The organism is Thermonema rossianum DSM 10300 (assembly GCF_000426825.1).
Taxonomy (GTDB): Bacteria; Bacteroidota; Bacteroidia; order Cytophagales; family Thermonemataceae; genus Thermonema; species Thermonema rossianum.
This window is the reverse complement of sequence record NZ_AUGC01000005.1, coordinates 53,996-75,568: the sequence shown is the minus strand read 5'-3', so window position 1 is coordinate 75,568 and position 21,573 is coordinate 53,996. Positions and strand designations below refer to the sequence as shown.

General features: G+C 49.4%; 20 protein-coding genes. 4 read left to right on the top strand and 16 right to left on the bottom strand.

Translation table 11 applies throughout. From position 1 onward, the window contains the following. Positions 1 to 52 precede the first annotated feature (52 nt). The 3 genes from K384_RS03925 to K384_RS03915 all read right to left on the bottom strand — a co-directional run bounded on the left by K384_RS03925 (position 53) and on the right by K384_RS03915 (position 2,687). Positions 53 to 1,162 (bottom strand): hypothetical protein, encoded by a 1,110-nt coding sequence (locus tag K384_RS03925; protein WP_157630046.1) that lies wholly within the window; start codon positions 1,160 to 1,162, stop codon positions 53 to 55. Further along, positions 1,159 to 1,563, bottom strand: a complete 405-nt coding sequence (locus K384_RS03920) for a hypothetical protein (protein ID WP_157630045.1) — start codon at positions 1,561 to 1,563, stop codon at positions 1,159 to 1,161. Before K384_RS03920 ends, K384_RS03925 begins: the two co-directional genes overlap by 4 nt. A 152-nt stretch (positions 1,564 to 1,715) precedes the next feature. Then, positions 1,716 to 2,687 carry a hypothetical protein gene (locus K384_RS03915; protein ID WP_038029644.1) on the bottom strand — a complete coding sequence of 324 codons (972 nt, stop codon included), beginning with the start codon at positions 2,685 to 2,687 and terminating at the stop codon, positions 1,716 to 1,718. Positions 2,688 to 3,111: 424 nt separating this feature from the next. On the opposite strand from K384_RS03915, the gene K384_RS03910 reads away from it, so the two are divergent. Continuing rightward, positions 3,112 to 4,752, top strand: a complete 1,641-nt coding sequence (locus K384_RS03910; RefSeq protein ID WP_157630044.1) for a hypothetical protein — start codon at positions 3,112 to 3,114, stop codon at positions 4,750 to 4,752. Between the two features lie 25 nt (positions 4,753 to 4,777). Next, the gene (locus K384_RS03905) at positions 4,778 to 5,413 is read left to right on the top strand and encodes an LbetaH domain-containing protein (protein ID WP_038029642.1); all 636 of its coding nucleotides are present in this window, start codon (positions 4,778 to 4,780) and stop codon (positions 5,411 to 5,413) included. Positions 5,414 to 5,908: 495 nt separating this feature from the next. On the opposite strand, the gene K384_RS03900 is transcribed toward K384_RS03905, so the two are convergent. The 7 genes from K384_RS03900 to K384_RS03870 are packed head-to-tail and all read right to left on the bottom strand — an operon-like array spanning position 5,909 to position 14,490. Beyond that, positions 5,909 to 7,213: a NupC/NupG family nucleoside CNT transporter gene (locus K384_RS03900; RefSeq protein WP_038029641.1), complete on the bottom strand. Its 1,305-nt coding sequence runs from the start codon at positions 7,211 to 7,213 to the stop codon at positions 5,909 to 5,911. 54 nt (positions 7,214 to 7,267) lie between these two features. Then, complete coding sequence (locus tag K384_RS03895) at positions 7,268 to 8,215, bottom strand: hypothetical protein (protein ID WP_157630043.1); 948 nt, start codon at positions 8,213 to 8,215, stop codon at positions 7,268 to 7,270. Next, positions 8,196 to 10,352 carry a methylmalonyl-CoA mutase gene (gene scpA, locus K384_RS03890; RefSeq protein ID WP_038029637.1) on the bottom strand — a complete coding sequence of 719 codons (2,157 nt, stop codon included), beginning with the start codon at positions 10,350 to 10,352 and terminating at the stop codon, positions 8,196 to 8,198. Before scpA ends, K384_RS03895 begins: the two co-directional genes overlap by 20 nt. A gap of 44 nt (positions 10,353 to 10,396) precedes the next feature. Next, entirely contained in the window at positions 10,397 to 11,083 is a 687-nt protein-coding gene (locus tag K384_RS03885; RefSeq protein ID WP_038029635.1) for a nitroreductase family protein, read from the bottom strand. Positions 11,084 to 11,106: 23 nt separating this feature from the next. Beyond that, positions 11,107 to 12,144, bottom strand: coding sequence for a response regulator (locus K384_RS03880; protein WP_038029632.1), 1,038 nt, complete (start codon positions 12,142 to 12,144; stop codon positions 11,107 to 11,109). Continuing rightward, entirely contained in the window at positions 12,141 to 13,331 is a 1,191-nt protein-coding gene (locus K384_RS03875; RefSeq protein ID WP_038029630.1) for a hybrid sensor histidine kinase/response regulator, read from the bottom strand. Before K384_RS03875 ends, K384_RS03880 begins: the two co-directional genes overlap by 4 nt. Positions 13,332 to 13,353: 22 nt before the next feature. Further along, entirely contained in the window at positions 13,354 to 14,490 is a 1,137-nt protein-coding gene (locus K384_RS03870) for a sensor histidine kinase (protein ID WP_051633098.1), read from the bottom strand. A gap of 245 nt (positions 14,491 to 14,735) precedes the next feature. On the opposite strand from K384_RS03870, the gene K384_RS03860 reads away from it, so the two are divergent. Beyond that, positions 14,736 to 15,446 (top strand): YceI family protein, encoded by a 711-nt coding sequence (locus K384_RS03860; RefSeq protein ID WP_038029626.1) that lies wholly within the window; start codon positions 14,736 to 14,738, stop codon positions 15,444 to 15,446. A 116-nt stretch (positions 15,447 to 15,562) separates the two neighbouring features. Here the strand turns inward: K384_RS03860 and K384_RS03855 are convergent, their stop codons facing one another. The 6 genes from K384_RS03855 to hisB form a co-directional block, all read right to left on the bottom strand. After that, a complete protein-coding gene (locus K384_RS03855; protein WP_038029624.1) occupies positions 15,563 to 15,772 on the bottom strand; it encodes a hypothetical protein in 210 nt (69 codons plus the stop codon). 48 nt (positions 15,773 to 15,820) lie between these two features. After that, positions 15,821 to 16,282 carry a hypothetical protein gene (locus K384_RS03850; RefSeq protein WP_038029622.1) on the bottom strand — a complete coding sequence of 154 codons (462 nt, stop codon included), beginning with the start codon at positions 16,280 to 16,282 and terminating at the stop codon, positions 15,821 to 15,823. Between the two features lie 24 nt (positions 16,283 to 16,306). Continuing rightward, a complete protein-coding gene (locus tag K384_RS03845; RefSeq protein ID WP_038029619.1) occupies positions 16,307 to 16,756 on the bottom strand; it encodes a hypothetical protein in 450 nt (149 codons plus the stop codon). Between the two features lie 65 nt (positions 16,757 to 16,821). Next, positions 16,822 to 17,361 carry an RNA polymerase sigma factor gene (locus tag K384_RS03840; protein ID WP_038029617.1) on the bottom strand — a complete coding sequence of 180 codons (540 nt, stop codon included), beginning with the start codon at positions 17,359 to 17,361 and terminating at the stop codon, positions 16,822 to 16,824. Positions 17,362 to 17,468: 107 nt separating this feature from the next. After that, positions 17,469 to 18,425 carry a transketolase family protein gene (locus K384_RS03835; RefSeq protein WP_038029615.1) on the bottom strand — a complete coding sequence of 319 codons (957 nt, stop codon included), beginning with the start codon at positions 18,423 to 18,425 and terminating at the stop codon, positions 17,469 to 17,471. Positions 18,426 to 18,481: 56 nt separating this feature from the next. Beyond that, positions 18,482 to 19,636: a bifunctional histidinol-phosphatase/imidazoleglycerol-phosphate dehydratase HisB gene (hisB, locus tag K384_RS03830; RefSeq protein ID WP_038029863.1), complete on the bottom strand. Its 1,155-nt coding sequence runs from the start codon at positions 19,634 to 19,636 to the stop codon at positions 18,482 to 18,484. 217 nt (positions 19,637 to 19,853) lie between these two features. On the opposite strand from hisB, the gene K384_RS03825 reads away from it, so the two are divergent. Beyond that, on the top strand, positions 19,854 to 21,533 hold the full coding sequence (locus K384_RS03825; RefSeq protein WP_038029613.1) for a DEAD/DEAH box helicase: 1,680 nt from the start codon (positions 19,854 to 19,856) through the stop codon (positions 21,531 to 21,533). Positions 21,534 to 21,573: the final 40 nt, after the last annotated feature.

The following is a 21,573-nucleotide window of genomic DNA, read 5'->3' as shown; positions in this document are numbered from 1 at the left end:
TTTTGATTCGTAGCAAATCTAAGAGAAAAAAATCATCTGCTATTGATGCAGGTCATTGTTTTTGTCTATAAGTCTTTGCTTTCAAAAATCGTGCAAGCCGTTCCACAACTGACAAGCTGTCAAAAAAGAAAGGATAACACCACACATACGTATGCAGCCACCAGCCAACTCCCAAAAACAAATAATTGGCAAGATGAAATAAAAAACCTGTGATGGCAAAAAAGTAGCGTCCCTTGCGGTGCAATATGCCCACAAACGCCAGCTGCCACAGCAACACAAGCAAGGAAGCAGCCTCGAGAAGCGAATCAGGCGAAGCTGCCAAAGCACGTCCTGCGGCTTGCCCGTGCACCAGCAAAAAAGTACGCAAGTGGCCGGCATTCCACCAGGCACTCCCCCCCAGCAGTAGCTTCTCCATACCCGCCTGCACATAGCAAAGCGCAATGGCCACACGTACCCACTGCAGCACTTCCGCACTGCCAAACGAGCGCCCTTCCTTGCGCCATATACGCCCCTGCCTTTCCCACCAAGGCATCAGCAAACACACATAGGTAAAGGGGGCAAAAGTATGATCCATTTTGCCAAAACTGTACAAATAGGCTTGCAACACCACAAACAGCAACGCAGGCAGCAATGCCCCCCTGCCCAGCCACAAGCAACGCAAGGCAGCCAGCACCATCACTGTCCACAGCGTCCACAGCCAAGGCAAAGAAAAGCCGGGCAGCGGACGAATAAGCCACAAAGGCTCGAAAAAGTCCGTAAAAAATGACAGCTTGTAGAAAGAATAGCACCAATCATAGGTATATATCAGCAAGACCAAAGCGAAATAACGCAAAAAATACTCATGAGTAGCCACAGGAAGGACCGCCACGGCACGCACCCGCCTGCTGCTTTGCCACAGCAACCACGCGCCCAGGCTCAGCAGCATCACAGTTGCACGCAACACCATTTGGTCTGCCAGGAAAAGAAAATACGAGGCATCGAAACGGTGGCGCTCTATGGCAAAGCGAGGATAGAAAACAGCCACCAAGCGGGACACCATGTTTTCTTCGCCTGTCCATAAAAATGCCTTCACCTGCGGGCGCAGCCACCATCCGTACATAGCCCACAAAGCAAGCAAAGCCGCCAAACCCCATAAGGTACTCTTCAGGTATCTGCTTTTCATGGTCTTGTCCATTGAGCCACCACCAGCGAATCGAGATATTGCCCCTGTTTAAAGCGCTTTTCTACCAGCAAGCTTGCTGCCGGCAGCGCTTCTCTCTTTTGACGATACACTTCCATAAGTATTGCCAAGAAGGCACTACCCTGCTTTGTGATGTTGGCCCTCCTTGCACGGTAATAAAAAAGGGCTTCATCCAAGCCGATGACTTCGGGGGCAAGCAGCTGCCACTTTTCCGCCCGGCTTTGCCGAACATACCATTCGTAGCGCTCGGTATAAGCCGCCCGCGACACGGGCGTGGCAAACATCGAAAAACGAAAAAAGGGATATACATCCCGCATCAATACAAAAGGCAGGAAGTAAAGCATCCAGAAAAACCATCGTTTCTTGGGTAGCAAAGCACGCATATCGCAAAAACATTGGGATAAAGGCAAATTAGTGAAAATCGTGTAAAGGGAAAGAAAGGCGTATGAATAGCGGCAAGCGCGTCATAAAAAAAGCCGGAAGAAAGCACGGTGGCTTCTTCCGGCAAATGCTACCCCGCTAAAAGACTTGCTTCTTATTCCATCTTGCAGCTTTTGCAATTGCTCGCGTCACAGTAAACCACTCCAAGCATACTGTTCTTCGGGCATACACTTCCTCCTTTCAAACACGAGCACTTCACCCCTCCTTCTATTTCCACTACTCCCGCGGCCCTCTTCAGTAGTGCCCAGCGGTTAAGGTCATTGCCTTGTGGGGTTACCAAAGCAACCGGTATGCCATAAATGGCAGCTTTTACCAAAACAAATCCTTTGGGCAGCTCTCCTGTAGCGGCAAAGTGTTTTTGCATCTCTTCATTCCATCCGGCAGTTTTCAGATTCTCTGCCCATTCGTTCACAGCAGCCCGCACGCCCGGCAAATCGAGATATTCTTTGTGGAAAGGCGCGGGAATAAGCTTGTCCTGCTCCAAAAGACCGGCAGAAACCAAAGCAAAGCCTTCCATGAACGAAAGCTGCCGGGCAGCTTGCTCATCCGCGCCCACAGAAACAATTCGCAGGACAGGCGGCTCTTTGTCTCCAAATAATGAAAGCGCTTCTTCCGCCTTCCCTTTGTAAACGACTCCCAAGAGTTCAAATTTTTGCTTCCCTTCACCCGAAAGTCTATATGCCTCTTTCCTACAGTTCCCACAAGTAGTCATTAAGCAGTCAAAGTTACTCCCTCTCCTAACGGGGCTACAACCACCTCCACCATCCAAACAGGTGCATATTACACCCACAGGCTCTACTATCAAAAAAGGCTCCCCTCTTTCATCTTTTCCTACAAAAGCGTAGCCTTCCGGCAACTCAAAACGCACGAAGTCTTCGGCAGCGCGTTGCTCCAGGCGGCTTCCCTCCGGCACGAAAAGAACATCGCCACTAAAGGGCACATCTGCGGTCTCATCCAGCTGTTGAAATTGCTCCTCCGGGGCATTCACCTCCGGATTGTGACATGCTACCGGCAACAAGCACAGCAGCAAGCACCACAACTTAATTTGAACATGTAGCTGTTTCATGATTTTATCTTTTTTTGGAGTGAAATGTGGTTTAGACGACGTCAATGGCGCAAGCTTCGAACTCCGGAAAGCATACTTAGCCGACATCGCATGCCCTGCGTTCGCAGCTTGATGGTTTAGTAATAAAATAATAACAATAATAATACTATCACGCAAGTGATTTTTTTTTAAAAAATCACCTATTTCATCTTGCCTTCTTGCTTGTTTCTGCCTCTTGTTCTCTTTAAAACGCCCCCTTGTCTCCTCTGAGCGCAAGCGGGCAACCTCTTCTTTTGCTTTTATTGTGATATGGTTGGATTTGAACTCACTCGCTTCGCTCGTTCGAATGACATGCTTTATTTAATAAATACAGCAAGAAGCAGCGTATATTTTCGGGCGCAATCGCTTCCTTCAATTTCCTATCTTGCATCGTAAATAAATGCCTATGCAGAAGCTATCCATCAAAAGCCTGTACGGCGCGGGACTCCTTTTTATCTTCACTTGGGTGCTGCTTCAAAGCTGTTCTTATGAACAGCTGATAGCATGGCTTTCTGAACATTATGCCCTGTCGCATACACAGAGCCAAAAGCTGCAAGAGCTATTTCCGCCTTGGCGGTGGCATACTGCACGAGTCATCATAGCTGTGGGCACTTCCCTTCTGTTTGGCATACTGCCCTATGTCTGCCGGAAAAGCAAGGAATTGGCACGCAGCTTACACATTGAATCTCAAAGTATATTGGATTTTTACAAGAATTCACTTCAAGCCCGCGCAATAGTACTGCTTTTGCCTCTATTTACGGGCATATGGTATGCTTTCGAAATCGCGCGTTTTCCTCTGCCTCATATAGACGAAGCTTTTGGGTATGTACACCTTATCCGGCGGGGAGTGCTTGTGTGTCTTACCTATTATCCCGGTCCCAACCATCATGTGTTCTATAATTTATGCGCGGCTTTGCTCGACAAATTCCTGCCTGCTTTCTGGGCTGTTAAGCTTCCCTCCCTGCTGGCTGTTGTTGCCCTGGGCATGTTATTGACAGACACGGCGCTGCGCCGGTGGAAACTATCGCCTCCCATTGCTGCTTTGCTGCTGGTAGCTTTTCATGGGATAGAGGGCGTGATGGTATATGCCGGCTTGGGGCGCGCTTATATTTTACATGGTTTTTGGGTGGCGTTTGCCTTGCGCCTGCTGCCTGCACTCGGGCATTCGATACTTGCCCGCCGTTTTTTTGTCTGTGTCAACTGCTTGGCTTTTTATACCTTGCCGACCCACTTGTATGCATGGCTGGCTCTGGCAGCTGCTTGCGCATGGGGCTATGGATTCCGCCGGAGGTGGCTCATTTGGATGCACCTGCAAGTGATTTTCTTCACAACCTTGCTGTATGCCCCCTTCGTGTTGACACAAGGCTGGCTTTTTTGGCAGTCGCCATTTATTGCCTCCATGACAAGGGCGGAATGGTTCCGGTGGTTTCCTGCTTATCTATGGTCTGTGATGCTTTTTCTTTTTGGCAATCCCTTCATGCTGATGCTTTTTGGGGGGGTATTGATTACATACACACTTTCATTGAAATTCAAAGTTATTTCTTTTACAAAAGAAGACAAAGCAATTTTTTGCCTCCTCATCATACCCTGGATAGTGACTGCCGTACAAGGACTACAGCCACCCGCCCGCATATGGCTGTTTCTTGCCTTGCCTTTCTGGTGGATGCTTGGACGGACAGCAAGTGGTACGCACAGACATGGTACCGGTCTCGTGGTTGTCTGCGCGGCAGCAGCCCTGTGGCTTCAATCAGATTATGCGCTTTCATTTAGTGACAGATGGCAGAGCTATTTCGCTTTGAATAAAGCCATTGAAGCAATTCCCCGGCAAGCCGGCTGCGTTGAGACCCACGACGACTGGATATATACCACACTGCTTTACAAGAAATATACAGGGCAAAAGGATTGGCAAGCCGGCTACCCTCCTCAAAAGCCTCCCTGCCCTACTCGCGCTTCTTATCTTATTCTACCCCGGTCAAATGCCCCAATGGCCGCCGCCGGTCGTTTGGTGTATGTCAATGCATTCTTTGCAGTCTATGAGAAAAATTAAGACCTTTGCCTGCAAAAAAGACGCTATGGACAATCCCGTAATTATATTTGGTGCCGGCAACTTGGGCAGCCTGGCACTCGATGTCTTCAACAGCAACGATATTGTGGTGTATTGCTTTTTGGATGAAGACAAAAGCCTGCACAACACCGAAATCAACTATGTAGCCGTAATGGGGCATCCCGATGACCATGGTTTTCTGAAGCTCATCGGACCCAAATGCGAAGCTTTTGTGGCAGAAGACGATTTGGCTAAACGCAAGGTGCGCATCGAGATGCTGCGCGAACGGCGCAAAGTGGTGCCTGTCAACGCCATTCACCGTTTGGCGGTGCTGAGCAGCCCCTTGGAACTGGGCTATGGCAATTTGGTGGCTGCCGGTGCCATACTCAATACCTTTGCCAAAATGGGCAGCTACAACGTCATTCATTCGGGGGCAATTATTGACCATCATGCGCAGCTGCACGACCACGTGGAAGTAGGCGCCGGTGCGGTGATAGGGCATCATGCAGAGGTTGCCTCCGAGGCTTACATAGGAGCGGGGGCCGTCATTGCCCCAAAAGTAAAAATAGGACAAGGCGCACAAATAGCACCGGGCAGTGTGGTGTTGCGCGATGTAAAAGAAGGAAGCATGGTGTTTGGCAACCCGGCACAAGAAGTGAAGTAGAGGCGGCTTGGCAGCAGGTCGCACGCCTGAACGTTTGATTTCCGGTGGTTTCAAATAAAGCGGGGCATTCGTCTCATGCCAAAGTGTGGTATGAAAGGATGCCCCTTAAAAGGATTCTCACTCCGCTTGCGATCCATTCAAAAGGACAGTTGTAAAGTTTTTAGCCCTTTGAAGTTTTATTTACTTTTTGAGCACTCCTTATTCTCCCCCTTCAAGCCTTCCTTGGCTCTTTCGTGCATCCTCCCCTTGTCATTTCGAGCGCAAGCGAGAAATCTCTTCTGTGTCTTGCTGTTTGGCTTGAAGAGATGTCTCGCTGCACTTCGTTTCGCTCGGCATGACAAAAAACGCACTTGATTTGAGAAAAGATTTCTCAAATCAAGTGCGCTCCGTTCGAAAGGACAAGAGAGAAGTTTGACTCGGTGAAGCCTTTCTCTTTGTGAGGCATGGCATGGTCCGCGGGCAGCGGAAGCCCTTCGTTGCAAGCCTTCCCCACCCCTAACCGGCAACGGCACCGGCAATGGTAGCGGTCATAAAACAAGCCAAGCTGGCACCCAAAAGGGCACGCATGCCCAAGCGGGACAGGTCGCTCTGACGCGCAGGGGCCATTCCTCCTATGCCACCAATTTGAATGGCAATAGAACTGAAATTCGAAAAACCGCACAGGGCATAGGTGGCAATAAGCAAGGCGTGCTCGCTCAGTTTGTCTTTTACGGCTGCCAGTTCGGCATAGGCTACAAACTCATTGATAGCCGTTTTCTGACCTATAAGACTGCCCACCAGCAAGGACTCGTTCCAGTCAACCCCCATAATGAAAGCAAGGGGGCGCCCTATTTGTCCCAAAATATACTCTAATGAAAGCCCCTGAAACAACTGCCCGGTAGATTGTGCAATGGCTTCGTTTACGCCCAACCAAACCCCAATTTTACCCAAACCGGCATTGAGCAGGGCAATCACGGCAATGAAGGCAAGGAGCATGCCGCCCACATTCAGCGCCAATTTGAGCCCGTCGGCAGCACCGTTCGACATGGCATCGATAAGGTTCACCCCTATGCTTTCTTTAGATACTTCCAGCTTTTGATTAACTTTTTCAGGCTCCAGCTCCGGGTACAATATCTTTGCCATGACAATGGCAGCCGGCGCACTCATGATGGAAGCACTGAGCAAATGAGCAGCAAAGCGCGCCTGCTCGGCGGGATTTTCGCCCCCCAGAAAAGAGACATAAGCGCCCAGCACGCCCCCGGCGATGGTAGCCATGCCACCGGTCATCAAACACATAAGCTCCGACATGGTCATTTTTTCCACAAAAGGCTTGACCAGCAAAGGCGCTTCGGTTTGTCCTAAAAAAATATTACCGGCAGCGGCCAAGCTTTCAGGACCGGAAAGCCCCATGGTACGCTTCATCACCCAGGCAATGGCATAGACTATTTTTTGCAAGATCCCTAAATAATAAAGTGCTGCCGAAACCGTAGAAAAGAAGATGATGGTAGGCAGCACTTGAAAAGCGAAGATAAAACCTAATGAATGCCGGGTGCCGGGCACGCTGTCGCTATTTTTTGCCAAGTCACCAAAAATAAATTCGGCACCTTTTAAAGAAAAATTCAGGAAGGTAACAAAGGCTTCACTAACGGATTTAAATATCAAAGCCACCCATTCAACCCTCAAAATCATGAAAGCAAAAAATACTTGCAGCAAAACACCTATGATTACCAGGCGCCAATTGATGGCTTTACGGTCTTTAGAAAAAGGAACGGCCAATGCCAAAAGTACGGTAATACCAATAAGTCCTCTAATATATTCCATGAGTTCGTTATTTCGCAGCGCACAAAACTACAATTTGCCTTTGAAAATTGCTAATTATTCAGACAAAGGGGCGTGTATGTCCGGCGGGTGGTATGTACATTCCCTGCGCATCTGCGGCACCCACTCCACACCGTTCCAGAGCAATTCTTCATAACGCAGCGGGCGCCCTTCCGCATCGTAAGTGTAGCGAAACAACTGCTTTCCTGTCAATTTGCGTAGGTTTTTGTATTGATTAATGATTGAGTCGATCTGTATTTTTTCAATCAGCAAACCTTTGGTATCATACCGGAAGCGGCGGCGGCTCAAAGAGTAAGTGGTGGGCAAATAAGGATCTACTTCTATTTCCTCCATCAGGCGGTTTTGTGCATCAAAAACCCAATACACAGACTTTTTTTCTTTCATCATAAGCCATATGTTCTCTGCCTGCTTTTTGGGCAGTTGTGTAAGGGGCTCTGCGGGAGGCAGCAGTTCGTACCAGGCAGCCTGCTCTATCGGAAAGGGCCACACTACGGTATAGCCCACCTTGCTTATTTGCTCATTGACTATTTTGTAAATGCTTGCCTCAATTTGTGTAAAGGGCACAACAGCCGTTGCCGGCAAATAACGAAAGGTTACGCGGCGGCCGATGTAGCCTTCGTCGTCATGGTAGATGTAAAAAGCAGAGAAGCGGTTTAAAGAGTCGTAGTCAAAAAAAATATGACGATTGTGGGCACGCAAACGCCCTTGTGCATCATAGCCCAAGAGATAGTCCTCCTGCAAGGTGTCGTTGCGTTGCTCATACATGGCCACGGTGGTACAACGGCAGCGTATCCATTGTTTTACGAGTGCCAGCTGCTGTGCACGCGGCCTGTCAATCACACGCGGGGGCGGCGAAAAGATATGCTCCCCATAAACCATTGCCATAATAAAGAGCATAAGCCCTACCATGCCGCCGCTAAGCCACAAGATGTGGGACTTATACTCTTTAAGCATCGTAAGCAAATCATGCATCGGCTTGCTCACGTTCTATGTTTGCCAGTAGCGCCTGTAAGATGCGTTGTGCTGCCACGGCAATGATGGTGCCCGGTCCGAAGACGGCAGTAGCACCGGCTTTGTACAAAAAGTCGAAATCTTGGGGTGGTATCACACCGCCCACTACCACCAATATGTCTTCGCGTCCTATTTTCTTGAGTTCTTCAATCAACTGAGGGACGAGGGTTTTGTGTCCACCGGCAAGACTCGACACGCCCACCACATGCACATCGTTTTCGGCGGCTTGCCGTGCCACTTCTTCCGGAGTTTGGAAGAGCGGTCCCACGTCCACGTCGAAGCCTAAGTCGGCAAAGCTCGTAGCGATGACTTTGGCGCCGCGGTCGTGCCCGTCCTGTCCCATTTTGGCAATCATGATGCGGGGGCGTCGCCCTTCCAGCTCGGCAAAACGGTCGGCCATTTCTTGCGCTGCCCGGAAGTGCTCATCGTCAGACACTTCGGCGGCATAGACACCCGAAATAGAGCGTATCATGGCTTTGTAGCGCCCAAATACTTTTTCCAGGGCATAGGATATTTCGCCTAAGGTAGCACGGCGGCGGGCGGCTTCTACTGCCAACTCCAGCAGGTTGCCTTCGCCTGTTTGTGCACAGCGTGTGAGCGCTTCGAGGGCTTGTTGCACGGCTTTTTCGTCACGGCTCGCTTTCACGCGGCGGATGCGCTCGATTTGTTTTTGACGCACGGCAGTATTGTCCACTTCCAGAATATCGATATCGGGCTCGTCTTCTACTCTAAACTTATTGACGCCCAAAATAATGTCTTTGCCTGCGTCGATGCGTGCCTGCTTTTTGGCAGCGGCTTCTTCGATACGCATTTTGGGCAAGCCGGTTTCCATGGCTTTGGTCATACCGCCCAGCTCTTCTATTTCGCGGATATGCTCCCATGCCCGGCGGCATAGTTCCATGGTCAGGGCTTCTATGTAGTAGCTGCCGCCCAAGGGGTCCACGGTGCGGGTGATGTCCGTTTCCAATTGAAGCAACAATTGCGTATTGCGGGCGATGCGTGCCGAAAAGTCGGTAGGCAGGGCAATGGCTTCGTCGAGCGAGTTGGTATGCAACGACTGCGTATGCCCCAAGGCAGCCGCCAATGCTTCGATGCAGGTGCGCGCCACGTTGTTGAAAGGGTCTTGGGCGGTCAGGCTCCACCCCGACGTTTGGCAGTGTGTGCGCAAAGCCATTGATTTGGGATTCTTGGGATTGAACTGCTTGACGATGGTTGCCCACAGCAAACGCGCCGCGCGCATTTTGGCTATCTCCATGAAATGGTTCATGCCAATGGCCCAGAAGAAAGACAGACGCGGCGCGAAGTCGTCGATGTCCAAGCCTGCTTTCAAACCGGTGCGTATATATTCCAAGCCGTCGGCCAGGGTATAAGCCAGCTCGAGGTCGGCAGTGGCACCGGCTTCTTGCATATGATAGCCACTGATACTGATGGAGTTGAATTTGGGCATATACTTTGCCGTATAGGCAAAAATGTCGCCTATGATGCGCATGCTTTCAGCCGGCGGGTAGATGTAGGTATTGCGCACCATGAATTCTTTCAAGATGTCGTTTTGTATGGTGCCCGACAACTTGTCTTGGCTTACGCCCTGTTCCTCAGCCGCCACAATGTAGAATGCCATCACGGGCAACACCGCCCCATTCATGGTCATCGATACCGACATTTGGTCCAGGGGGATGCCGTCGAAAAGTATTTTCATGTCTTCGACGGTATCTATGGCCACGCCGGCTTTGCCCACATCGCCTACCACACGGGGGTGGTCTGAGTCATAGCCCCGGTGGGTGGCCAGGTCAAAAGCCACCGATAATCCTTTTTGCCCGGCAGCCAGGTTGCGCCGGTAAAAAGCATTCGACTCCTCGGCAGTAGAGAAGCCCGCATATTGACGGATGGTCCATGGACGTTGCACATACATGCTTGGATAAGGACCGCGCAAATAGGGCGGCGCCCCTGCAATGAAGTGCCGCGTGGGCAGCCCTTCTATGTCGGCAAGTGCATAAACCGATTTTATATGGATGCCTTCGGCTGTTTTCCATGCTTCGGCTGAAGGTGAAGAAACAGTTTCTTCATTCAAGAAATCCCAGTTCCAGGCTTCATCAGATAAAATACGCTCCATAACGGTCGGCTATTCGTTTTCGGACAAAGATACAATTTATCCTTCTAAGAGTACCAAACACAAATTTGGTCTAAGGATTTGCGCTTGATGTCGGGCACATAGGTTTCATCGGCAGGGTAGCCCACGGGAATCAGCAAGAAAGGGCGCTCATTGTCGGGGCGCTCCAATAGCTTGCTCAGAAAGTTCATGGGGCTTGGTGTGTGGGTCAGTGCCACCAAACCGGCATGATGCAATGCCATGAGCAGCATGCCACAGGCCAATCCTGCCGACTCGGCCACGTAGTAATTTTGGCGCTTTACGCCCTCGTCATCCAGTTCATACACACGTTTAAACACCACTATTAAATAGGGAGCAGTTTCTAAAAAAGGCTTGTGCCAGTCGGTTCCGAGGTGTGCCAAATCCCTAAGCCAGGTTTCACTCATGCGTCCATGGTAGTTTTCATACTCTTCGCGCTCTGCTGCCTCACGGATGGCTTTTTTCAGGGCGGGGTTCTCTACCACGCAGAAGGTCCACGGCTGCTTGTTGGCGCCCGACGGGGCTGTGGATGCCGTGCGTATGGCGTATTCAATTACTTCACGTGGCACCGGTTTATCGGAGAAGTCGCGCACGGTGCGGCGGCGGTTTGCCCACTCGAAAAACTCTTTTGCCCGCCGGAGCATCTCCTCTTGCGGGTAAGTCTCTTTTTCATAGCGAACAAACCAGTGCCCTCCTATTTGCTTTCGTTCGGTCATGATTATATTTGGTTAAGCATGGGTTATATGCGCAGCAGTTGTTCCGGCTCTACCACACGGATTGTGTTGCCGTTCACTTCAATCATTCCTTCTGACTTCAGGTCGGAGAGTGTGCGTATCAGGGTTTCTTTGGCAATGCCTACAATATTGGCAAGCTCTTCGCGGGAAAGATGCACTTCGGCATTGAAGTCGTCTTCTGCCAGCTTCACCAAGGCTTTGGCTACACGCCGGCGCACCGAATCGTATGCCATCTGAAGCAGGTTTTCTTCCTTTTCTTTCACTGCGCCGGCCAACATTTTTACCATGCGCACTGCCACGGCCGGGTTGCCGGATATGAGGTGCACAAAATCTTCTTTGGGGATGAGCAGCAGTTCCGTATCTTGCAGGGCTTCGGCTGTGTCGTTGTGTTTGTCGCCGGCCATCACGTCCAGGTATCCGAAGAAATCGCCGGGCTTGTAAACGGCCGTAATCAATTCTTTGCCTTCCGGATTAACGCGGAAGGTCTTCACCTCCCCTTCTTCTACCAAATACACAAAATGAGCGACTTCACCTTCCCAATAAATGGTCTCCTTTTTCTTATAGGTTTTGGTTTTATATTCTTCGGGACGCAGCAGGTCTATCCATTGTTTGGCATCTTGCGCGAAATTTTTCATGCCTTCGGCCGTATTGGCATAGTGCTTCTGCAGGATTTCTTGCTTGCGGAAGCGGGCTTCCACGGCTTCGAGCAGCTCACTTTCTTCGAAAGGTTTGGTCAAGTAGTCGTCTGCGCCCAGGCTCATGCCCTTGCGTATGTCGCTGCGCTCGGTTTTGGCTGTAAGAAAAATGAAAGGAATGGAAGCGGTCTCCGGTTTTTGTGCCAGTATTTTCAGGACACTGTAACCATCGAGCTCCGGCATCATGATGTCGCAAATAATCAAGTCGGGCAACAGACTTTGGGCTTTTTCCAAGCCTTCTTTTCCGTTGCGTGCGCCTTCGGCTTCATAGCCCGAGAGCGAAAGGATTTCTATGATATTCTCGCGAATATCTTCGTGGTCTTCTATTACGAGTATTTTTTTGCTCATAGACGTGGAATGGTTAAATAAAATACGGTTCCTTCGTTTTCGCGGCTTTGAAAGGCTATATCGCCGCCAATCAAATCTACATATTTTTTTACGATGTGTAAACCTAAACCGGTGCCCGATACGTTGGATGCATTGCCTGCCCGGAAAAAGCGGCTAAACACATATTTCTGCTCTTCCTGTGGAATGCCAATGCCGTAATCCCTTACTTCGATGCGCAGCTTTTCGCCTGCCGCGTCCACTTGCACTTGCAGCTCAACGTCTTTTTCGGAATACTTCAAGGCGTTGCTTAGCAAGTTGGTTAAGATGTTTTTCAATATGCGCTCGTCTTGTGTCCAAGCTAAAGTATCGCCGGGCATTTTGCAGACGATATGCTGGTTTTCTTTACATAAAGGGGTCAGCTCTTCACGCAAGTCAGCAACCAAGGCCACGATGTCTATCGATTTGGGCTGTACGCTCTCTTTGCCTTCTTCTATTTTACTTAAAGAGAGAAACTCATTGAGAATGGCATTGAGACTTTGCACCGACTTTTGGATACGTTGCACATGTTTAAGACGCTGCGGCTGCTGCTCGGTTTTGTCGTAGCGGGCAATCAATGAAGCCGAAGACAAGATGGCACTCAAAGGGGTGCGGAACTCGTGCGAAGCCATGGCTACAAAACGGGATTTCAGCTCGTTCAGTTCTTTTTCTTTTTCCAACGCCTGTTTTACCTGCTGGTAAGCTTCCCGCAGCTGCCGGGTGCGCTCTTCTACCCGCTTTTCGAGGTATTCGTTCAGCAGCTTGATTTCATACAGGTTTTTGGCATGCTGCATTGAATAGCGCACGGCGCGCTCGAGTTGGTCGGCATCGAAGCGCCCTTTCACCAAGTAGTCAGCTGCACCGGCCAACATGGCTTGCTCGTCTATGGACGGGTCATTCTGCCCGGTAAGCAATATCAGGGGCTGAATACAGCCTTCTTCCACGGCTTTGCGAATGAAGGTAAGGCCATCGTGTACGCCCAAAAGGTAATCGACCAAATACACGTCATAGCTGCCACTTTTTACGGCTTCCCATGCCTGCTTGATGTCGGGCGTCCATTCCACGGTGTAGCGCGTGCCGCGAAAAGGGATGTCTTCCACCACATCCCGCAGAATCAAGTAATCTTCTTCGTCATCATCAATCAATAATATGCTTATTTGTTGCTCTATCATATCAAATGTGGTTGTTTTCGACTTATGCAGAAGGTTGTTTCCGTGGCAGGTGTATGACAAAAGTAGCCCCTTCGCCTTCCCGGGCACGTGCTTCGATGCGCCCCCCATGCTGCTCTACAATTTTTTTACAAATAGCCAAACCAATGCCTGTTCCCTCATGGTCATGGTGCAAGCGGCGAAAGATGACAAAGATTTTATCGGCAAACTGTTCATCGAAGCCTATGCCATTGTCGCTTACTTCTATTTTTATCCACTCTTTTCCTTCCTGCTCGCAGTAAGCAGCCCGGACACGTACATGTGGCGGCACGCCTTCTTTTTGAAATTTCAATGCGTTGCTCAATAAGTTCAAAAACAGCTGATGCATCTGGCGCCTGCTTGCCTCAAAAGAAAGCTGCCCACCTTCTATTTCGACTGCCGCCCGGCGCTGTTCTATTTGCCATTCCAGGTCTGTAAGCACTTCTGCCATCACTTCGTCAAGAGAGAGTGTTTCATAAGGCTGGCGGCGTGTGGTAATTCTCGAAAACAGCAGCAGGTCTTCAATTAAACGCTGCATGCGCTCACCGGCATTCAACATGCGTTCCAGGTAATTGCGCCCTTGTTCTGAGAGCCTGTCCGCTTCTTTCTTCAATATGCGTTCACCAAAAGCCTGTATTTTGCGCAGTGGTTCTTGCAAATCATGTGATACGATGTAGGCAAAGCTTTCCAACTCCTGATTGCTTCGCTCCAAAGCTTTGGCATATTCCCGCACCTTTTGCTCGGCTGCCTTCTGTTCGCTCATGTCACGTACAATGCCGGTAAAGATACGGCGCCCATTCACCATGCCTTCTCCCACACTCAGAAAAAAGGGGAAAATGCTGCCATCTTTGCGCTGCCCCAACACTTCGCGCCCAATACCGATGATGCGTTTTTCGCCCGTGCGCAAATAACGCGCAATATACTCGTCATGTGCCGAACGATAAGGTTCCGGCATCAAAATGCTGATGTTCTTGCCTATGACTTCGCCGGGTTCGTAACCAAAGATGCGACTCGCCGAGTGGTTAAACGTTTCGATAATACCATGCTCGTCAATAGTAACAATACCATCTACCGCACTTTCTATAATCATCTGTAAGCGGGTCAATAATTCTTCCTGGCTTTGGTCGTCGTAGTAAGAAGACATGCGCAAAAGTGTTTTTTTATTTTCCGGGTCGCAGTAAAAAATTACATAAAAGTAGCATTCTTTTTACAAGCAGGCAGGGAATATAACGTTTTTCTTTTGGTAAATTAAAGCAGGCATAAGCCGGAGAAGAAAAAGACAGCAAAATAAACACAAAGCCAAACAACAATTCAATGTTGGTACATTGATTTTGTTTTTTCATTTAAGCACTATATATTTGCATTGTAAACCTAAAAATAAAATAAGCGATGAAAAAGTTATTTTATGCACTTAGCATTGTAGCCATAAGCGGCTTATTGTTCAGCTGCGAAAGCACTCCTGAAAGTGACAAAGCCGAAACCGGCGAAGCACAAGCCAAGACCGAAGAACAAGCCCAAGAAGAGGCACAGGCTGTTACCTATGCCGTAGATTTGGAAAACAGCCGGATCGATTGGATTGGCAGCAAAAAAATAGGAAGCCGCCACGAAGGTTTTCTCAAACTCAAAAGTGGTGAGCTGCATGTAAAAGGCAACGAAGTAGTAGGCGGCAAGTTCGTGGTAGACATGAACAGCCTGACAGTAACCGACCTGCCCGAAGGCAGCGAAGAAAACCAAAAGCTGACCGGCCATCTGAAAAGTGCCGATTTTTTTGAGGTAGAGACCTACCCGGAAGCCTCCTTTGAAATCACCGAAATCAAAGCATGGGACAACACCAAAGAGCGTGGCGAGGTAGATCCCAACTTTAGCATTGCCGACCCCACCCACGAAGTAAGCGGCAACTTGACCATCAAAGGAGTAACCAAAGGCGTGAGCTTCCCTGCCAAAATTACCGTTACCGACGATGGCGTGGAAGCCGTAGCTAAATTCAACATCAACCGCTACGATTGGAACATAAACTACGGCAAAGACCAAACCATAGAAGATAAAATCATCAATCCCGAAATCAACTTAAGTATTACACTTAAAGCCAACAAGCAATAAGCGTCAGTTGTTTGGCGTTGGGCATTGCCCTACGCACACAAAGTACCTTCTGCAGAAAGCTAAAAAGTCTCTGCAGAAGGTTTGTTTTTTCGGACGGAAGTTCTCACGGCTATTTCCTACTGCATTTGCTGCTGTTTTGAAAGCGCCCGTGCTGCCTTTACCAAGCCTTCCCGCTCTCTTTTATCTTTCTCCATAAAACTTTCCGGCATGGACAGCGCCCATTCGTACACTTGTTGATAGTACAGACTGCCTTTATAAGTCGAATTTCTCAACAATAAGCCAAAGGCAACTACTGTGGCAGCCCAACAAAAAAGCAGCTGCCACATATGACAACTGCTCCATTACAAAAGAAAAGGTGAGAGGTATTTTTGGACTCACCGCCGGCGCTCGCGCAACTCTTCCAACAACCAGCGGACAAACTCTTGCTCGGTCTTGTGCAGCTCAAACAGCTGCTCGGCTGTCAAATAAGACTTGAAGCGGCGATAATATTGCTCTTCCAGCTCTATTTCCCTTTTCTTGAGTGCCATATGCTGCTCTATGAAGGCATATAACTCGGCATCGGATGCCGTACGGCTCACACTTTCCGGCTTCAGGCGCCGGCGCTCCACGAGCAGCTGTTGGCGTGCCCGCATGTATTCCTCATAGTCTTTCCAAAAGCGCTCTTCTTGTTCGGGGCGCAAGCGTATGCGTGATTTGATAAACTCCTTGCGTGCTTCCACAATTTGCTGCCAACGGCCTCCGCCGGGTCCTTGGGCATGCGCGGGGGTGTTTATGCCTGCCAACAGCCAGCAAAAGACAGATATGATAAGGATACAAGCATTCAAAAGTCGATACATAGCCTACTGATTTTAGTAAGTTTTTTACAACTGCCGGGTCGATGACTCTATGGAATCATAGGTCGTTGGTTTGTGCTCTTCGGCCGGTAGCTGCCCGTCGTATTTCCATGTTTCTTGTTCTATCTCCAGCTCACCCATAATTTCCTCCCATTCATCTTCGGGCACTTCTTCAATCAAGCGCGACGAAGGCACCTCATGAGACAAATATTCTATCAATATTTGGTCATCTATGTTCTGAATCATGCGCTCATGCTTGGTGCTGTTGGGCGAGAACCAAAAGACCAAAGCGGCCAGCACCGCCACCGATACCGACACTGCCCAACGTGGCTGCATCAATACCCCTTGCAGCCTTGCATACCATGGGCGTCCTTTCTTTTTTGCCTCTATCCTGCGTTGTATGCGCTGCGGCAGCTCATCGAAGTAACCTTCCGGCACTTCAAAGAGGTTTTTTTTGCCTTCTTCATACCAACTCATCCTCTTTCTGTTTTTAAAGTACTTCTCTTTTTCAGTTTATTAGACACCTTTTGCACATGTAAGGTTTAATCTTCCTTTAAAGATGCCTCTATTTTCTTGACAGCCCAGTGATAAGCCGCCTTCAAATTGCCCACCGTGGTACCCAGCACTTCGGCTATTTCGTCATATTTCATGTCGTCGAAATACTTCATTTGAAAGACAAGCCGTTGCTTTTCAGGCAGTCGAAGCATAGCTTTCTGGAGTTTACGACTGATTTCATCGCCACTGATGTAAGGGCCGTTGTCCACCAGTTTCTCGAGCTGCTCTTCCACATTGACCAGGGGCAAGCCCCAACGGCGCTTTTTTTTGTCCAGAAAACGCAGCGTTTCATTGGTGGCAATGCGGTAAATCCAGGTGTAAAGTTTGGCGTCTTCCCTGAACTTATCTATGTTTTGCCATACCTTCACGAAGGTTTCTTGCGTCAGGTCGTCGGCATCTTCGTGGCTGATGACCATCCGCCTGATATGATGATATACTTGCTTTTGATATTTGCGCACCAACAGCTGAAACCCATATTGCCGGCTCTCTTCTTTTTTTATCAGTGCTAAAAGCTCCTTATCTTCCATATAAGCACGGTTACTTCAAGGCAAAAAAAGACCTGTGACTACAGGTCTTTTTCATCTTGCTTATTAGACCCTGCCGGGCGGCAAAGGTTTAAGAGGCATGAACAAATTTATTTTTTTCTTTCAAGTACGCGCTTGGCTGCTTCCACCACATGGCGGGTCGAAAGACCATATTTTTCCATGAGCTCTTCGGGCTTGCCGCTTTCACCGAATGAGTCGTTGACAGCTACCATCTCCATAGGTGCCGGCAGCCTGCGTGCCAGCAGCTGCGCAATGCTGTCACCCAATCCGCCATTGCGTTGGTGCTCTTCGGCAGTGACCACCGCCCGTGTCTTGCTGACGGCATCCAGCACCGCCTCTTCATCCAGGGGCTTAATGGTGTGTATATTGATAACTTCTGCGGATATGCCCTCTTTTGCCAGCTGCTCTGCGGCTTCTATTGATTTCCAGACCATGTGGCCAGTAGCAAAAATGGTCAGGTCGGTACCGGGCAGCAAATGCAGCGCTTTTCCTATAACAAAAGGCATGTCTTCGGGGATAAACACCGGCACTTTGGGGCGCCCAAAACGCAAATATACCGGGCCGTAATGCTCGGCGATGGCAATGGTAGCCGCCTTGGTCTGATTGTAATCGCAAGGATTGATAACCACCATGCCGGGCAGCATCTTCATCATACCGATGTCTTCCAAGATTTGGTGGGTGGCTCCGTCTTCGCCCAAGGTGATGCCCGCATGCGAAGCACATATTTTCACATTTTTATGCGAGTAGGCAATAGACTGCCGGATTTGGTCGTAAACACGCCCGGTCGAGAAGTTGGCAAAGGTACCGGTATAAGGGATTTTGCCGGCAATGCTCAAGCCGGCAGCAATGCCCATCATGTTGGCTTCGGCAATGCCCACTTCAAAAAAGCGCCCGGGAAATGCTTTTTGGAAAGCGGTCATCTTAAGCGAGCCGGTGAGGTCTGCACATAAAGCAACTACCTCGGGGTTTTGCTTGCCTACTTCAAGCAAGCCGTCGCCAAAGCCCGAACGGGTGTCTTTGTGCCCAAGTATTTGAAAAGATGTCATAATGAGAGCTTATTTTTTATGGTTGTGTTGGTTTCACCCGGGCAAATATAAAGCTTTTAAAGAGTTCCCTTGGTAGAAGGCAAGCGGTCATCTATGATTTCTACCGCCATACGCATGGCACGTGCCCAAGCCTTGAACAAAGCCTCTATTTGATGATGGTCGTTTTCGCCTTCCACCCTCATATATAAGTTGCACTGCGCCGCATGGCAAAAAGAGGCAAAGAAGTGTTTGACCATTTCGGTAGGCATGCCCCCCACACGCTCCCGGTGCCATTGGGCATGAAAATTCAAATAAGGGCGCCCGGAAAAGTCAACAGCCACCTGCGCTATGGTCTCATCCATAGGCAGCAAAAAATGCCCGTAGCGCCGGATGCCCCACTTCTTTCCGAGTGCCTGCACAAAAGCCTGTCCCAGCGCCAAGGCGGTGTCTTCTATGGTATGGTGCTCGTCTATTTCCAGGTCGCCTTTCACTTCCAGCTGCAAGCCAAAGGCTGCATGGCGCGCCAGCTGGTGCAACATATGGTCAAAAAAAGGAATGCCCGTTTGAATAACAGCTTCCGTGGGGGTATCCAAATCCAGAGCAACCACTATATCCGTTTCATTGGTTTGGCGGTGTATCTGTGCCCGGCGGCTCTTGTGCATCAACACATAGTCCGCCAGCCGGTACCAGTCATTACAAATCAGACGCAAGCAAGGGTATTGCTTTTTCAGCGCCTCCTCTTCGGCTTTCCATTTGCGGTATTTTTCTTCCTCTGCCGTGTATAAAATAGCTTGGCACCCCAAATTGGCCGCCAGCTGCACATCGCTCAGGCGGTCGCCCACCACAAACGATGCGGCGAGGTCATACTCCTCGCTTTCCATGTAATGGGTCAACAGACCTGTGCGGGGCTTGCGTGTGGGTGCATTTTCGTGCTCGAAGGTGCGGTCAATATGCACATCGAAAAAACGAATACCTTCCTGCTCAAAGGTTTGCATCATTTTTTGATGGGCAGGCCAAAAGGTATCTTCCGGAAAGGATTGGGTGCCCAGCCCGTCTTGGTTGGTCACCATGACCAAGAGGTAATCGCTTTGTGTAACCACACGATGCAGGGCAGTGATGACTTTTGGCACAAACTGAAGCTTTTCGAGGCTGTCCACCTGAAAGTCTTCCGGGGGCTCCACAATCAAGGTGCCGTCGCGGTCAAGGAAAAGAATTTTTTTCTTGCTATTCATGCTCATAGCCGGTTTATTGTTTTTTTGCCAAAGCTAAAAAATATTTTTTTAGTCCGGAAAGCTATTTTTATTTGCAAATGCCGTTGCGAATCCCTACCTTTGTGTTTTAAAACATTTTTTATAAATTTTGAATCATTCCAAGCCGTTGCATTCCTTATTTGTCGCTTGCTGTTGTCATAGGGGAAGACACCGGCAAGGAAGATAAGGAAAACACAGTATGCAACAATCTCAAAACTTTCAAGCGCTTGGGCTATCCGAAGCGATATGCTCAGCGGTACGCGACATGGGGTATGAAACCCCTTCTGACATTCAATCGCAAACCATCCCCTTTTTATTATCAGGCAGAGATGTCATTGGACAAGCCCAAACGGGCACCGGTAAAACAGCTGCCTTTGCGATTCCATTACTCGAAAGCATCGACCCCGAATTGGTAGCGCCGCAAGCCGTAGTGCTTTGCCCTACACGCGAATTGGCAGTGCAGGTAGAAAAAGAAATCTACAAGCTCAGCAAATACCAAAAAGGCATTTACAGCCTGGCAATTTACGGCGGCGAGTCTATCGACAAGCAAATAAGAGCCCTCAAAAAAGGGGTGCACGTCATTGTTGGCACGCCCGGCCGTATGATTGACCACTTGCACCGTGGCACCCTCAAACTGGACCACGTGCGCATGATAGTGTTGGACGAAGCCGACGAAATGCTCAATATGGGCTTCCGTGAGGATATAGAACATATCTTGCAGCGCATGCCCGAAGAGAAACAAACGGTCTTTTTCTCGGCAACCATGCCCCGCCCCATTATGGAGCTCACCAAACGCTATCAGCAAAACCCCGAAATCATCAAGATTGCCCGCAAGGAGCTCACCGTAGAGCGTATCGAGCAATATTATTGTGAGGTAAAAGAGCCGCTGAAACCGCAACTGATTGCCCGCTTTATTCAAGCCTATGGTTATGAACTAAGTGTCATCTTTTGCAACATGAAGCGTACCGCCGACGAGGTGGCCGACTCTCTTAACCGCTTGGGCATACGCGCCGAAGTCATCCATGGCGACCTCTCGCAAGCACAGCGCGACAAGGTGATGCGCCAATTCCGCAATAGCAATTGCCAAGTGCTGGTTGCTACCGACGTGGCGGCGCGCGGTATCGATGTAGAGAACGTGGAGGCGGTCTTTAACTATGACCTGCCCTTGGATGAGGAGTACTATGTGCATCGCATCGGGCGAACCGGTAGAGCCGGAAGGCATGGCGTGGCCATCAACCTCGTGTCTTCACGCAAAGACCAATATCGCCTGCGCGACATTGAGCGCTACACCAAAGGCAAAATCAACAAAATAGACCCGCCCACCAAGCAGGATATCCTTGCATTTCACTTAAAGAAATTACAAGCTGAAATAGAAAACCTTCAAGCAGCGCAGCCTCATGATGAAATCAAAACGGCACTGCATGCGCTATACGAAGCAGGCATAAGTGCCGAAGAGGTAGCCATGGTGTTGTTGCAAAAACAATTGGGACACCTGTTAAAAGAAGAACAAGAAGTAAGCTTCCGGCCGGAAAAGACGTCGTTTTCGTCCAATGGCTACAACCAAGACCTCACCCGCAAGAAGCGTAAAAGCCGCAACCGGGACAACGGTCCCATGACGCGCCTCTTTTTAAGTGTAGGTAAAAAAGACAGAGTGCGCCCCAACGACATCGTAGGTGCCATTGCCGGCGAAACAGGTATTCCGGGCAAAAGCATCGGTGAAATTGAACTGCTCGACAACTTCTCGTTTGTAGAAGTGCCACAAGATGTTGCTCAGATGGTTGTGCGGGAGATGCAAAACCGCCAAATCAAAGGCAAACGGGTAAACATTGAAGTGTCAGAAGGCAGCAAGAAAAAACGACGCCCACGCATCAAACAATAGCCCGGCTCTTTTAAAACATAAAAAACAAGACAAAGCCCTC

Coding starts and splice junctions, on each gene's coding strand:
- scpA (WP_038029637.1), bottom strand. CDS start 10,352: ATGGAGCGTATTTTATCTGATGAAGCCTGGAACTGGGATTTCTTGAAT.
- K384_RS03860 (WP_038029626.1), top strand. CDS start 14,736: ATGAAAAAGTTATTTTATGCACTTAGCATTGTAGCCATAAGCGGCTTA.
- K384_RS03870 (WP_051633098.1), bottom strand. CDS start 14,490: ATGTCTTCTTACTACGACGACCAAAGCCAGGAAGAATTATTGACCCGC.
- K384_RS03915 (WP_038029644.1), bottom strand. CDS start 2,687: ATGAAACAGCTACATGTTCAAATTAAGTTGTGGTGCTTGCTGCTGTGC.
- K384_RS03835 (WP_038029615.1), bottom strand. CDS start 18,425: ATGACATCTTTTCAAATACTTGGGCACAAAGACACCCGTTCGGGCTTT.
- K384_RS03845 (WP_038029619.1), bottom strand. CDS start 16,756: ATGAGTTGGTATGAAGAAGGCAAAAAAAACCTCTTTGAAGTGCCGGAA.
- K384_RS03855 (WP_038029624.1), bottom strand. CDS start 15,772: ATGTGGCAGCTGCTTTTTTGTTGGGCTGCCACAGTAGTTGCCTTTGGC.
- K384_RS03880 (WP_038029632.1), bottom strand. CDS start 12,144: ATGAGCAAAAAAATACTCGTAATAGAAGACCACGAAGATATTCGCGAG.
- K384_RS03905 (WP_038029642.1), top strand. CDS start 4,778: ATGGACAATCCCGTAATTATATTTGGTGCCGGCAACTTGGGCAGCCTG.
- K384_RS03925 (WP_157630046.1), bottom strand. CDS start 1,162: ATGAAAAGCAGATACCTGAAGAGTACCTTATGGGGTTTGGCGGCTTTG.
- K384_RS03850 (WP_038029622.1), bottom strand. CDS start 16,282: ATGTATCGACTTTTGAATGCTTGTATCCTTATCATATCTGTCTTTTGC.
- hisB (WP_038029863.1), bottom strand. CDS start 19,636: ATGAATAGCAAGAAAAAAATTCTTTTCCTTGACCGCGACGGCACCTTG.
- K384_RS03875 (WP_038029630.1), bottom strand. CDS start 13,331: ATGATAGAGCAACAAATAAGCATATTATTGATTGATGATGACGAAGAA.
- K384_RS03900 (WP_038029641.1), bottom strand. CDS start 7,213: ATGGAATATATTAGAGGACTTATTGGTATTACCGTACTTTTGGCATTG.
- K384_RS03885 (WP_038029635.1), bottom strand. CDS start 11,083: ATGACCGAACGAAAGCAAATAGGAGGGCACTGGTTTGTTCGCTATGAA.
- K384_RS03825 (WP_038029613.1), top strand. CDS start 19,854: ATGCAACAATCTCAAAACTTTCAAGCGCTTGGGCTATCCGAAGCGATA.
- K384_RS03920 (WP_157630045.1), bottom strand. CDS start 1,563: ATGCGTGCTTTGCTACCCAAGAAACGATGGTTTTTCTGGATGCTTTAC.
- K384_RS03910 (WP_157630044.1), top strand. CDS start 3,112: ATGCAGAAGCTATCCATCAAAAGCCTGTACGGCGCGGGACTCCTTTTT.
- K384_RS03840 (WP_038029617.1), bottom strand. CDS start 17,361: ATGGAAGATAAGGAGCTTTTAGCACTGATAAAAAAAGAAGAGAGCCGG.